Source organism: Streptomyces yunnanensis (assembly GCF_029011865.1).
Classification (GTDB): domain Bacteria; phylum Actinomycetota; class Actinomycetes; order Streptomycetales; family Streptomycetaceae; genus Streptomyces; species Streptomyces yunnanensis.
This window is the reverse complement of sequence record NZ_CP095749.1, coordinates 6,519,104-6,531,007: the sequence shown is the minus strand read 5'-3', so window position 1 is coordinate 6,531,007 and position 11,904 is coordinate 6,519,104. Positions and strand designations below refer to the sequence as shown.

Below are 11,904 nucleotides of genomic sequence, written 5' to 3'. Positions count from 1 at the left end.
CCTCCGCCGGGCCGCCGTCCGGTCCCTGTCCACGGCCTTCCCCCTCGCCTCCCCTGCCCCTTCCTCTCCCTTCCCCTCTCGTTCCGCGATGGCATGAAATGTCCCCTTGGCGGATGCTGGAGTCCTGGAGTGAGTACGGCCCAGGCTGCTCATCTGCGCGAAGGAGGCCGGACATGGCTGCTACCGGTGCAACCGACCACGTGCTGCACGGGCCCGCTAACCCCCTCCGCCGGTTCAAGCGGCGGCGCACCCAGTTCAACGAGCACCTGCCCGTGGACCACCGGCTGAGCCGGGTCTACCGCATCGGTGCGGGACTGATGGGGCTGGTGCTGGTCGCGTTCGGCATCCTCGGTCTGACCCATCACATCGGGTTCTTCGACACCGGCGGCTCGACCGTGGCGGGGCTGAACACCAACGGCTCGCTCAGCGTGCTCTCGATCGTCGTCGGCGCGATCCTCTTCGCCGGCATGGTGATCGGCGGGAACTTCGCCTCCACCCTGAACATCGTGCTCGGCGGGCTCTTCCTGCTGAGCGGATTCGTGAACCTGGCGCTGCTGCAGACCGACGCCAACTTCCTCGCCTTCAAGATCCAGAACGTTCTGTTCAGCTTCGTGGTGGGGGTGCTCCTGCTGGTGTTCGGGATGTACGGGCGGGTCAGCGGCGGACTGTCGCACGACAACCCCTACTGGCGCGCCCGGCACCCGGAGGAGGCCGAGCGCTTCGAGCGCGGCGAGCTGCACCCGGTGTCCGGGATGACGGCCGGCCGGCAGTCGGCGCGGGTGCGGATGCAGGGCGCCTGGCACGGCGGGATCGGCTCGCTCGGCCCGGGCACCAGCCGCACCGGCCCGCACCCCCGGCACGCCGCCGCCCGCGTCGAAAAGGGCCCGGGCGCGCTCACGGCGGACACCGGGACGGAGAAGAAGGGCGCGGGACCCGGCGGCGCGCCCCCGGCCGGCAGCGCCGAGGAGCTGTGAGGGCACGGCGGGAACGGAACGGCAAGGAGTGGTGAGTCGGACGGCGGGACTTCAGGGCGTACCGAGGCGGGGTCGTGTGCTCGGTACGCCCTGACGGCTGCGGGGCGGGCCGACCGGCGACCGACGGGAGCACCGAACGGCAGGCGGAGTACGGGTTCCCGGGAGTACCGGGCATGTGGGAGCGACCATGGGGCAGTTGGGCAATCCGGCGTCGCAGGCGGGGCACGGGCTGCACGGAGCGGCCGTCGAGGCGCTCGCCAAGCGGATCTTCGAGGGCGGTTACGGCGAGGGCGAAGTCCTGGCCATGCCGGAGCTGATGGCGGAGCTGGAGGTCAGCCAGACCGTGCTGCGCGAGGCGGTGAAGGTGCTGACCACCAAGGGCCTGCTCGCCACCCGCCAGAACCACGGCACCTATGTGCGGCCCCGGGAGGAGTGGAACCTCCTCGACTCCGACGTGCTGCGCTGGAAGCTCGCGGTCGGCGCCTCCTCCGACTTCTTCGCCGACATGCTCGAACTCCGCCGGTCCATCGAGCCCGCCGCGGCCGCCCTGGCCGCCGAGCGCCGTACCGACGACGACCTGGACGCCCTGAACGCCGCGCTGACCGCGATGTCGGCGACCGAGGACGATCCCGTGCTGCTCGTGCGCGCCGACGCCTCCTTCCACACCGCGATGCTGCTCGCCTCCAACAACCGCTTCTACGCGCAGATGCACCGGGTGATCGTGCCCGTGATCATCCAGCGCGGCCGGGAGGTGTACGCCTCCGGCGACGCCTTCGAGCATCCGTACGGCGTCCATGCGGCGGTGGCCGAGGCCGTCCGGGACCGGGACCTGGACGGGGCGTACATGGCGATGCTGGAGCTGCTCGACAAGTCGGCGCGCGAGCATCCGTAGCGCGGGACCGGGGCAACGGCGGTCGGCGAGGGGCCGGGGGCGCCGGGCGCGGGTAGACCGGGTCGTACGGAGGGGCGGGCGCCCCTCGACGGACCCGCGACGGAAGGACGGTCCCCGCGCCATGGCCGGATCCCCGAAGATCACCCGCATCGAGACCTTCCTCGCCCCGCCGCGCTGGCTGTTCGTCCGGGTGGAGACCGACGACGGCGTCGTGGGCTGGGGCGAGCCGGTGGTCGAGGGGCGGGCCGAGCCGGTCCGGGCGGCCGTGGCGGTGCTGGCGGAACACCTCCTCGGGCAGGACCCGGCGCGCATCGAGGACCACTGGCAGGTGATGACCAAGGGGGGCTTCTACCGGGGCGGCCCGGTGCTCTCCTCCGCCGTCGCCGGCCTGGACCAGGCGCTGTGGGACATCAAGGGGAAGCGCTGCGGGCTGCCCGTCCACCAGTTGCTGGGCGGGCCGGTGCGCGATCGGGTGCGGGCCTATGCCTGGGTCGGTGGCGACGAGCCGGCGGAGATCCGGGACGCGCTGGCCGCGCAGATTGAGGCGGGCTTCACCGCCGTGAAGATGAACGGCTGCGGGCGGATGTCCCCGCTGGCGACCCGGGCGGAGGTGCGCGCCTGCCTGCGACGCGCCGAGACCGCCCGTGAAGTCCTCGGCGACGAGCGGGACTTCGCCCTCGATTTCCACGGCCGCCTCTCCCCCTCCAATGCCCGCAGGCTGCTGCCGCTGCTGGCGGAGTACGCGCCGCTGTTCGCCGAGGAGCCCGTCCTCCCCGAGCAGGTGGAGGCCCTCCCCGGCCTCGTCGGCGCGTCCGGCGTTCCGCTCGCACTCGGTGAACGCCTCTACACCCGCCGTGAGTTCCTGGCTCCGCTCCAGGCCGGGGTCGCGGTCGTGCAACCCGACGTCTCGCACGCCGGCGGGATCTCCGAACTGCGCCGGATCGCCGCCCTGGCGGAGACCTACGGGGCGCATCTCGCCCCGCACTGCCCGCTCGGCCCGGTCGCCCTCGCCGCCAGTCTCCAAGTGGCGTTCACCACCCCGAACTTCCTCATCCAGGAGCAGTCCCTGGGCATCCACTACCACCGGGGCGCCGAGCTGCTGGACTACGTCGTGGACTCCGCGCCGTTCCGCTTCGACCGCGGCGCACTGCTGCGGACCGACCGCCCGGGGCTCGGGGTGGAGGTGGACGAGGCGGCCGTCCGGGCGGCGGACGCGGCGGGCGGCCACACCTGGCGGAACCCGGTCTGGCGGTACGAGGACGGCGCGTTCGCCGAATGGTGACGGGCGCCCGGACGGCGGCGGTACGGGGCGACGCCGTCCGTCGGCGCGCCGCGTGGCAGGGTGGCGCCGACGCACCGTTCGCACGCCCCAGGGGAGGACACGTGGACGCCACCGCGCAGGACGGCACCGGGACACCGGACGTCACCGGGACACCGCCCGGGCCCGCCGGTCCCGACGTGCTCACCTTCGGGGAGACCATGGTGGCGCTGCGCGGCGACGGCCCGTTGAAGCTCGGTGGCACCCTGCGGGTCTCGGTCGCCGGCGCGGAGAGCAACGTCGCGATCGGCCTGGCCCGGCTCGGCCACCGCGTGCACTGGACCGGTGCGGTCGGCGCGGACGAGGCGGGGGAACTGGTGCTGCGGACGCTGCGGGCCGAGGGCGTCGAGGTGTCCGGCGCCACCCGGGACGCCACGGCGCCGACCGGTCTGCTGCTCTTCGAGCCGCGGCTGCCGGAGGTCACCAGGGTGCACTACTACCGCACCGGCTCGGCCGGTTCCCGGCCGGCACCGGCCGCCGTGGAGCGGGTCTTCGCCACCGCACCGCCGCGGGTGCTGCACCTGACCGGCATCACCCCGGCGCTGGGCCCCGCGGCGCGCGCGACGGCCCGGCACGCGCTCCGGCTGGCCCGCCGGCACTCCACGCTGGTCTGCCTGGACGTCAATTTCCGGGCCCGGCTGTGGACCGCGGACGAGGCCGCCGAGGTGCTGCGCGGCTGGCTGCCCTGGGTGGACGTGCTGATCGCCTCCGGCGACGAGCTGCCGCTGTGTCTGCCGGGGCCGGCCGGCGAACCCGGCGAGGACGCCGCCCGGCTGCTGGCCCTGGGCGTCCGCGAGGTGGTGCTGACGCACGGCGCGGACGGCGCGACGGCGTTCACCGGCGCGGACGGCCCGCACCACCAACCCGCCGTCCCCGTCCGGGCGGTGGACCCGGTGGGCGCCGGCGACGCCTTCGTGGCGGGGTACCTCTCGGCGCTGCTGGACGGCGCGGACCTCGCCGGGCGGCTGGCGCGGGCGGCCACCACCGGCGCGTTCGCCGCCGCCTCCCGGGGCGACTGGGAGGGCGCGCCGACCCGCGCGGAGCTGTCCCTGCTGGGCGCGCCGCCGGGCACCGTGGTGCGCTGACCGCGGGCGCGGCGGGGCCCGGCCGGCGGCCCGGACCCGACGGGCGCCCCCGAGCCGCGGCCGTGCCCCGTAATCTGTGGCCATGCCCCGTTACGAATACCGCTGCCGTCCCTGTGGGACCACCTTCGAGCTGAACCGGCCGATGGCCGAGTCGTCCGCCCCGGCCGCCTGCCCGGAGGGCCACCAGGACACCGTGAAGCTGCTCTCCACCGTCGCCGTCGGAGGGACCGCGGCGGCCCCGGCCGCCCCGCGCGGCGGAGGCGGCGGAGGCTGCTGCGGGGGCGGCTGCTGCGGCTGACCGCGGCCCCGGCCCGTCAGAAGCGCCCTAGCGTCTACGGGCCAGCGTCAGCCCGTCGGCCACGGTGAGCAGCACGGCCTCCATGCGGGTGTCCGCCAGGACGTGGTCGTTGAACTCCCGGATCGCCAGGGCCGATCCGGTGGCCGCGGGGTCGACGACCGCGCCGTGGAACAGGACGTTGTCCGCCACCAGCAGGCCGCCGGGCCGCAGCCGCGGCACCAGCTCCTCCCAGTACGCGATGTAGCCGCTCTTGTCGGCGTCGAGGTAGGCCAGGTCGATGTGCGGCTCGGCCGGCATCGCCCGGAGGGTCTCCAGCGCGGGCGCGATCCGCAGCCGGATCCGGTCCGCGACGCCGGCCTTCGCCCAGGCGTCCCGGCCGTGGGCGGTCCACTCCTCGGAGACGTCGCAGGCGGTCAGCGTCCCGCCTTCGGGCAGCGCCCGGGCCATGGCCAGGGTCGCGAAGCCGGTGAACGTGCCCACCTCGACCACGTGTCGGGCTCCGGTCAGACGGACCAGGAAGGCCAGCAGCGACGCCTGTTCCGGTGCCGACAGCATCCCGGCCGCCTCGGGGAACCGCTCGCGGGTGAGGTCGGCGAGGTCCTGCAGTACGGGGTCCAGCGGTGGGTTGTGCGCCAAGACGTAGTCGTACAGCTCCGGGGTGATCGGTGCGCTCTTGGGCTCTGCCATGTGCTCTCCTCCCAGTCGCGGGCAGCCTATTGCGGGCACCCGCGGGGTGTCACCAGGCTCGCCCCGGGGCCGTGACGCCGTCCAGGAAGGCGCGGGCGATCATCTCGCCGGCGGCCACTCCCCGTTCGTCGAGCGCGGTGACGTGCGGGGCCCGCCAGCCGGTGTCGGCCAGTTCGCCGTGGCCCGGGCGCCAGCCGCGGTCCGCGGCCAGCAGCAGGTCGGTGTCGAGCAGCGAGTCGCCGGCCGCGAGGATCCCGGGGGCGCCGGTGCGGCGGGCCACCTCGGCCACCGCGGCGCTCTTGGTGAGCGGCCGGGGAACGGCGTAGATCTTGCGGCCCTGGAGGGAGACCGTCCAGCCGCGCGGCTCGGCCCAGGCGGCCAGGTCCTTCACCCAGGTCTCCGGGAGCAGGGACCGTTCCACGACGAGGTAGGCGAAGAGGTCCTCGGCGGTCCGCTCCCTGCGCAGCCAGGCCGGGTCGGCGGTGCGGACCAGGTGCGCGCGGATCTCGTCCAGCGGCGCGCACTGGGCGGCGAGCCGGGCGGCGACGGTGCGCTGCCAGTCCGGGTCGGACTCGCCCCGGACGAGCAGGTGGCCGCCGTTGGCGCAGACCGCGAACTCCGGCGGCGGGCCGGGGAGACGGATGCGCCGGTACTGCTCGCGGGTGCGGGTGGTGGCCGGTACGAAGGTGGTGCGCCGGGCCAGTTCGGTGAGCAGCGCGGCGGCCGTCTCGGTCAGGTAGGAGAGCGGCCGGCCCTCGTAGATCTCGACGCACAGCAGCCGGGGGGCCGCGGCGTCGGGGCCGGTGAGGTACAGCGCGGCGGCCGAGTAGATCAGGGTGCGGTCGAGGTCGCTGGCGACCAGCGGTGCGGACGTGGTCATCAGCAGGCCACCGCCTTGCCGTCGGCGCCGGTGGCCCCGCGGGTGAACCGGGGGTGGATCAATCCGACGCAGGTGTACGGGAGTTCGTCGACCTCCTCGACGGGCACGCCGCGCTGTTCGGCCAGCAGGCGGACGTGGTCGAGGTCGCTGCCGGCGCCGCGCCGGGCGAGGATCCGCCAGGGCACCCGGCGCAGCAGGACCCGGGTGGTCTCGCCGACGCCGGGTTTGACGAGGTTGATGTCGTGGATGCCGTACTCCTGGCTGATCCGCTCGACGGCCGCCCAGCCCGCCCAGGTAGGGGTGCGGTCGGCGGCGGCCAGTTTCCGCACGTCGTCGGCGACCGCGTCGGCGACCGCGGTGAAGCGGGCGGCGACGGTGTCCAGGAACTCCGCCGACAGGTCGGCGCCGGCCAGTTCGCGGTAGAACTTGGCGCCGTGGAAGTCGTCCGGTCCGACCAGGTCGGCGCGGAGGACGGTGCGCGAGACCAGCCCGGAGACGGTGGAGTTCAGGCAGGCGGACGGGATGAGGAAGTCGTCCCGGGTGCCGTAGGTCGTCACGCAGCCGCCGGGGTCGGCGAGCACCGCGATCCGCGGGTCAAAGCCGGAGCCTTCGGCGGAGCCGGGGTACTCCGCGGAGCCGGGGTACCCCGTGAAGTCGGCCAGCGCACCGGCGAGTTCGCGGGTGATCGCGCCCTTGCCCGTCCAGCCGTCCACGAACACCACGTCCGCCGGGTCGTGGTGGGCGGCCAGCCAGCGCAGGGCGGTGGTGTCGATGCCCCGGCCGCGGACGATGGAGACGGCGTAGTGCGGCAGGTCCAGGCCGCGGGTGTGCGCGGCCCAGCGGCGCATCAGGATGCCGACGGGGGTGCCGGCCCGGGCCAGCGAGACCAGGACCGGGCGGGGGCCCCGCTCGGCGAGGACGGTCTCGGTGACCGTCCCGACGGCGCGGGCGATCCGGCCGGCGGAGGCGTCCAGCGCGGCGCGGAACAGCTCCTGGTACTCCTGGCTGGGCTGGTACTCGACCGGCAGCGACTCCGCGTAGTGGGCGCCGCCGCGCTGGATCGCCTCCTCGCGCTCCTCGGTGGGCGCCTCCAACGTGACGTCGGACAGGTCCTGGAGCAGCCAGCCGACCTCCTCGGGGGCGTAGGAGGAGAAGGCGGGGCCGCGCAGCGGGCCGGGGAGCGCGCCGCGCGGGGTGTGGGCGGGGACGACGGCCAGCAGCAGCCGGTCGGTGTGGCCGGCGAGCCGGTCCAGGAGGCCGCCGGGGGCGTGCAGTTCGGGCCGGTCGCCGGCGGAGTCGACGACCGCGACGACGGCGTCGAAGCGGCGCCGCGGGTCGCCGCCGGGGGCGACGTTGTAGGCGTAGCGCTCCCCCGGGCCGTCCGCCGGGCGGTCGTGGGCGGGGAACGCCAGCCGGGTGCGGATGGCGTAGCCGGGGTCGTCCACGGCGAGCACCGGCGAGCGGGTGGTGGTCGAGAAGTGGACGGTCGCGCCGGTCCCGGCGACGTGCGCGTCCAGGGCTCCGGCCAGCCGCAGCGGGGCGTACATCAGCTCCTCGTTGCCGAGGACGAGGATGCGGCGGGCGGCGCCGAGGTGCCCGGCGAGCCGCTCGGCCATGGCGGGCAGGTGCTCCTCCAGGCGCGCGCGGTGGGCCGGGGTGAAGCCGTGCCGTCCGCCGTCGGGCAGTCCGGCGGGCCAGCCGAGGTCGACGCGCACCGCCTGCGGGGGCGCGGCCGCGGCGCTCCCGGGGAGCGCGGGCGGCTCCTCGTGGGCGGCGACCAGTTCCCGGCCGCGCTCCAGGACGTCGTCGGGCAGCTGGACGCCGCCGCCGGCCAGCGCGATCAGGTCCACGCGGGCGCCCAGTTCGGCGGCGCACTCGGCCAGTCGCACGCGGTCGGCGGCGGAGCGCATGTCCACCAGGGCGACGACGACGTACCGCGTCCGCGGATGGCGGGCGTGCAGCGCCCGGATGGTGTTCAGCACCGTCCGCCCGGTGGAGAACTCGTCGTCGACGAGGACCAGGGGGCCGTCGCCGGCGAGCAGGGTGCGGTCCTCGGGGAGCAGCAGGTGCGAGGTGGCGTGGCTGTGCTCCTCCTCGAAGCCGGCGGTGTGCGGGACGCCCGGGACCGGGCGGCGGGTGGAGTGCAGGTACGGCGCGAGCGCCAGCCCGTCGGCGACCGAGTGGCCCAGCCCGGTGGCGGTCTCGGCGTAGCCGAGGACGACGGCGCGGGCGGCGTCGGCGTCGCCGAGCAGCGCGCGCACCCGACGGCCCAGCCCGACGCCGGCGCCGTGCACCACGTCCGGGCGCTGCGGTACGTGCTTGCCGAGCACGTTGGAGACCAGCAGGTGGGCGCGCTTGGGGTTGCGCCGCAGCGCCAGCCCGAGCAGCTCCGGCAGCTCGTCCCCGCCGCTCAGCGCGACGCCGAGCCGTCCGGCGACCCACTCTCCCGTCCACACCACGTGCTGCGTCTCCTCCGTCGTCGCGTCCATGCCGTCGTTCATGTCATCGCTCTTGCCTGTCGTGCTTGCTGTCGTGCGCGGTGCTGGTCCCACGGGGTGCTCAGGCCGGTTGGAGGCTCGCGGTGAGCAGCTCCACGAAGCCGATGTCCTCGCGGGCCACGCCGAACACCTCGGCGCGCAGCAGCGTCCGCTCGGCCCAGGCGCGGTGCGGCTTCACCTCGTTCATCTTGTTGGTGTACGAGGAGCGCAGCACCCCGCCGTCGCCGCGCTCCGGCCGCAGGATGTCGGTGGCGTCGCTGTATTCCTCGTGGCTGACGACCGACAGGGCGTGCACCGGGGCGACGTGCGAGGGGTGGATGCAGGTCTTGCCCTGGAGGCCGTTGGCGCGGTCCAGTTCGATCTCGCGCAGCAGGCCGTCCATGGCGTGCTCGATCAGGCTGGTGCGGAGCTCCTCGGCCTGCCCCAGGAACGGGCTGCGCCGCAGCTGCGGCTTGAACATCCGCTCGTGCAGCCGGAAGTACTCCCACACCGGGCCGGTGACCGTGAAGCCGGTGCCGTCCGCGCGGCCGAGGACGTTCACCACGTCGGCGATCACGGAGGCGACGATCTGGACGTCGTAGGCCGTCATGTCGGGGGCCCGGCGCAGGCCGTAGGCGGAGCAGAAGTCGGTGACGCCCAGGCGCAGGGCGAGCACCCGGTCGCGGTAGCCGCCGACGGCGCGGGCGATGCCCTGTAGGGTCGCGGCGCGGCTCTCCAGATGGAGCAGCTGCGGGGACTCCAGGACCGGCATGGCGAACAGCCGTCGCCCGCAGGCGGATTCGGCGGCGGCCAGCGCCTCCAGGAAGGGCACGCCGCGCTCGGCGGTGAACTTGGGAAGTACGAATCCGGACAGCCTGCGCACGGCCGGCCCCAGGCGGCCCACCAGGTCCGGGATCTGGGCCGGTTCGCGGACGCGGATGAAGAGCAGCGGCAGATCCTCGCCACGGTCGGCGGCCTCGTCGAGCAGGGCGAACTGCCGGACGAGGTTCTCCTCGCCGGCCGCCACGTCGCCGTCGCCTATGGAGTCTTCGAGGCAGAGCACCATGGACGTGACGCCGAGGGCGACCTGCTTGCGGATGTCGGCGGCGAGCCGGGGGCGGGTGGCGGGGCTGTAGAGCGTGGCACCGAGGGCGGCCGCGAGCGTACGGGCCGAGGAGTCGGCGGTGAACTCCACCGGCTCCTTATGGAACAGCGTCTTCCGAATATCGGGCGGAAGATGCCCAAAATGCCGCATACGACTCCCCGTATAGAAGCGGGACCCGGGCCCCCCGCCGTGTCCCGCTGTCTGGATCCAGCCGGTAATCGTACGTGCGCGGGGGTGCCGAAAGTTCCCGCCGGGGCGAAAATCTCGCCATCCTCGGGTGGCGGCCGGGTGTCCGGGAAGCACCGTGCCCGGCCCCCACGTTGTGACCGTCAGCAGAGGGAAGGCAGGATTGCCGCATGACGCACGCGATGCTGAAGGGGTCGAACGTTCCCCTCGACGCCACGGCCGTCCGGGCCGTTCTGCGCTGGACGCCGGGCGCCGGCGTCCCCGATGTCGACGCCTCGGCCCTGCTGGTGGGACCGGACGGACGCGTGCGCTCCGACGAGGACTTCATCTTCTACAACCAGCCGCGGCACCCCAGCGGCCTGGTCCGGCACCTGCCCAAGACCCACCGGGCCGACGCGCTGACCGACACCATCGAGGCGGATCTGACGGCGCTCGACCCCTCGGTGGCGCGGGTGGTGCTCGCCGCCTCCTCGGACGGCGGCCCGTTCGCCGGCGTGACGGACCTGCGGGTGCTGCTGTACGACGCGGCGGCGCCGGACGGCGAGCCGCTGGCGGTCTTCGACGTGGCGCCCGAGACGGGCGAGGAGACCGCACTGATCTGCGGGGAGCTGTACCGCCGCGGCGACAGCTGGAAGTTCCGGGCGCTCGGCCAGGGCTACGAGAGCGGACTGGTCGGCCTGGCCACGGAGTTCGGCATCTCGGTGGACGAGAACGACGCGTCCGGCGCCGGCCCGTCCGCGGACTCCCCGTCCCCGGAGGCGTCCGCCGCGGACCCGCAGGGCGAGGCCCCCACCGCTGCCGTGGCGCGCCCCGTGGACGGCGCCCCGCCCGCCGCCGCGCCGGGCCCCGCACCGTCCGGCCCGGTTTCCCCGCCGCCCGGCGCCTGGCCCGAGGAGGCGACCGCGCCGCCCGTCGGCGGCCCGCAGGCGGATCCGGCGGCGGTCACCCAACACGTACCGGACCGGATGCCGGAGCCCTTCTCCGCCGCCCCGCTGCCGCCCGCGCCCACCGGCGGCTACGGCTACCCGGCCAACGTCCCGCCCCCGCCGGCCCAGCCCCCGGCCCAGCCCGCCTACGGCTACCCGGGCCCGCCGCAGCAGCAGCCGCTCTACCCGCAGCAGCCGCCCGCCTACGGCTATCTCCAGCAACCGCCGCAGCCGCAGCCGTTCGTGCCCGATCCGTCGTTCGTCCTGCCGCCCCAGGGGCCGCAGTTCCAGCGCCGCTGACGCACCGACGGAAGCGGCCGGGTCCGCCGGGTCCTCAGACCTTCGACTTGTAGCCCCGGCCCCACTGGAGTCCCCAGCCGTAGAGCCGGTCGAGCTCGGCCTGGAAGCCGTAGACGTACTTCACCTCGCGGCGCACCGACAGGCCGTCCTTGCCGTTCTCCAGCATGAAGACGGCGCACGAGCGGGCCTGCGGCGCCCGCTCGTCCAGCTTGAGCTCCACCCGCGGGCCGGTGCTCGGGTAGAGCGTGATCACCGCGTGCGTGCGGTCGAACGCCGGGGTCCCGTCGTAGATGTAGACGAAGATCAGCAGCCGCTTGATCTCGTCGCGGTGGTCGAGGTTGATGTACAGCGTCTCGCCGGAGCCGGAACCGAACCGGTCGTCGCCGCTGAGCTTGACGAACGGCGGGGCGTTGAGGTCGCCGAGGAAGTCGCCCAGCGGCTGCACCACGCCCTTGCTGCCGTCCTGGAGCTCGTACATGCAGGCCAGGTCCAGGTCCACGTTGACCACGGCCGGGCCCTGGGCCTGCACGATCTCCGGTTTGAACAGCCTGCTCGGGTTCCGCAGCAGGCTCGCGGAACGCTGCCCGCCCCGCTCGCCGAAGTCCGAGGTCCGCATCTGCCAGCTCAGATTGACCCGCAGATGGCCGCTGGCCGCCCCCTGCTTCGTCAGCGAGACGACCGGGTTCCGCTTCGTCAGCTCGACGACGTACGACGCGCCACCGCCGTCGAACTTCGGCGCGTTGCCACGCCACAAGTTCCCCAGGAACGACACCTTG

The 11,904-nt window shown here is 74.5% G+C and carries 11 protein-coding genes; 6 read left to right on the top strand and 5 right to left on the bottom strand.

The annotated features are described in order from the left end of the window. The first annotated feature begins 200 nt into the window (after positions 1 to 200). The 5 genes from MOV08_RS28480 (at position 201) to MOV08_RS28460 (ending at position 4,567) form a co-directional block, all read left to right on the top strand. The gene (locus tag MOV08_RS28480) at positions 201 to 974 is read left to right on the top strand and encodes a DUF4383 domain-containing protein (protein WP_039641752.1); all 774 of its coding nucleotides are present in this window, start codon (positions 201 to 203) and stop codon (positions 972 to 974) included. A gap of 187 nt (positions 975 to 1,161) precedes the next feature. Next, positions 1,162 to 1,866 carry a FadR/GntR family transcriptional regulator gene (locus tag MOV08_RS28475; protein WP_275309396.1) on the top strand — a complete coding sequence of 235 codons (705 nt, stop codon included), beginning with the start codon at positions 1,162 to 1,164 and terminating at the stop codon, positions 1,864 to 1,866. A 121-nt stretch (positions 1,867 to 1,987) separates the two neighbouring features. Beyond that, positions 1,988 to 3,148, top strand: a complete 1,161-nt coding sequence (gene dgoD / locus MOV08_RS28470) for a galactonate dehydratase (RefSeq protein WP_275309395.1) — start codon at positions 1,988 to 1,990, stop codon at positions 3,146 to 3,148. Positions 3,149 to 3,249: 101 nt separating this feature from the next. Next, positions 3,250 to 4,269 (top strand): sugar kinase, encoded by a 1,020-nt coding sequence (locus MOV08_RS28465; RefSeq protein WP_420834222.1) that lies wholly within the window; start codon positions 3,250 to 3,252, stop codon positions 4,267 to 4,269. 82 nt (positions 4,270 to 4,351) lie between these two features. Continuing rightward, a complete protein-coding gene (locus tag MOV08_RS28460) occupies positions 4,352 to 4,567 on the top strand; it encodes an FmdB family zinc ribbon protein (protein ID WP_039636915.1) in 216 nt (71 codons plus the stop codon). A gap of 27 nt (positions 4,568 to 4,594) precedes the next feature. On the opposite strand, the gene MOV08_RS28455 is transcribed toward MOV08_RS28460, so the two are convergent. The 4 genes from MOV08_RS28455 to MOV08_RS28440 are packed head-to-tail and all read right to left on the bottom strand — an operon-like array spanning position 4,595 to position 9,866. Continuing rightward, on the bottom strand, positions 4,595 to 5,254 hold the full coding sequence (locus tag MOV08_RS28455; RefSeq protein ID WP_039636913.1) for an O-methyltransferase: 660 nt from the start codon (positions 5,252 to 5,254) through the stop codon (positions 4,595 to 4,597). A gap of 49 nt (positions 5,255 to 5,303) precedes the next feature. Next, complete coding sequence (locus MOV08_RS28450) at positions 5,304 to 6,134, bottom strand: HAD family hydrolase (protein ID WP_039636911.1); 831 nt, start codon at positions 6,132 to 6,134, stop codon at positions 5,304 to 5,306. After that, positions 6,134 to 8,635, bottom strand: coding sequence for a phosphoribosyltransferase (locus MOV08_RS28445; RefSeq protein ID WP_275309394.1), 2,502 nt, complete (start codon positions 8,633 to 8,635; stop codon positions 6,134 to 6,136). The genes MOV08_RS28450 and MOV08_RS28445 overlap by 1 nt, the downstream gene beginning before the upstream one ends. A 58-nt stretch (positions 8,636 to 8,693) precedes the next feature. Continuing rightward, entirely contained in the window at positions 8,694 to 9,866 is a 1,173-nt protein-coding gene (locus MOV08_RS28440; RefSeq protein ID WP_039636909.1) for an HpcH/HpaI aldolase/citrate lyase family protein, read from the bottom strand. Between the two features lie 206 nt (positions 9,867 to 10,072). On the opposite strand from MOV08_RS28440, the gene MOV08_RS28435 reads away from it, so the two are divergent. After that, entirely contained in the window at positions 10,073 to 11,128 is a 1,056-nt protein-coding gene (locus tag MOV08_RS28435; protein ID WP_039636907.1) for a TerD family protein, read from the top strand. A 34-nt stretch (positions 11,129 to 11,162) separates the two neighbouring features. Here the strand turns inward: MOV08_RS28435 and MOV08_RS28430 are convergent, their stop codons facing one another. Beyond that, positions 11,163 to 11,900 carry a TerD family protein gene (locus tag MOV08_RS28430; protein WP_039641745.1) on the bottom strand — a complete coding sequence of 246 codons (738 nt, stop codon included), beginning with the start codon at positions 11,898 to 11,900 and terminating at the stop codon, positions 11,163 to 11,165. Between the last annotated feature and the right edge of the window lie 4 nt (positions 11,901 to 11,904).

Excerpts from the sequence above, each read along its gene's own strand:
- MOV08_RS28475 (WP_275309396.1), top strand. The coding sequence starts at position 1,162 with ATGGGGCAGTTGGGCAATCCGGCGTCGCAGGCGGGGCACGGGCTGCAC.
- MOV08_RS28440 (WP_039636909.1), bottom strand. The coding sequence starts at position 9,866 with ATGCGGCATTTTGGGCATCTTCCGCCCGATATTCGGAAGACGCTGTTC.
- MOV08_RS28435 (WP_039636907.1), top strand. The coding sequence starts at position 10,073 with ATGACGCACGCGATGCTGAAGGGGTCGAACGTTCCCCTCGACGCCACG.
- MOV08_RS28445 (WP_275309394.1), bottom strand. The coding sequence starts at position 8,635 with ATGAACGACGGCATGGACGCGACGACGGAGGAGACGCAGCACGTGGTG.
- MOV08_RS28450 (WP_039636911.1), bottom strand. The coding sequence starts at position 6,134 with ATGACCACGTCCGCACCGCTGGTCGCCAGCGACCTCGACCGCACCCTG.
- MOV08_RS28455 (WP_039636913.1), bottom strand. The coding sequence starts at position 5,254 with ATGGCAGAGCCCAAGAGCGCACCGATCACCCCGGAGCTGTACGACTAC.
- MOV08_RS28460 (WP_039636915.1), top strand. The coding sequence starts at position 4,352 with ATGCCCCGTTACGAATACCGCTGCCGTCCCTGTGGGACCACCTTCGAG.
- dgoD (WP_275309395.1), top strand. The coding sequence starts at position 1,988 with ATGGCCGGATCCCCGAAGATCACCCGCATCGAGACCTTCCTCGCCCCG.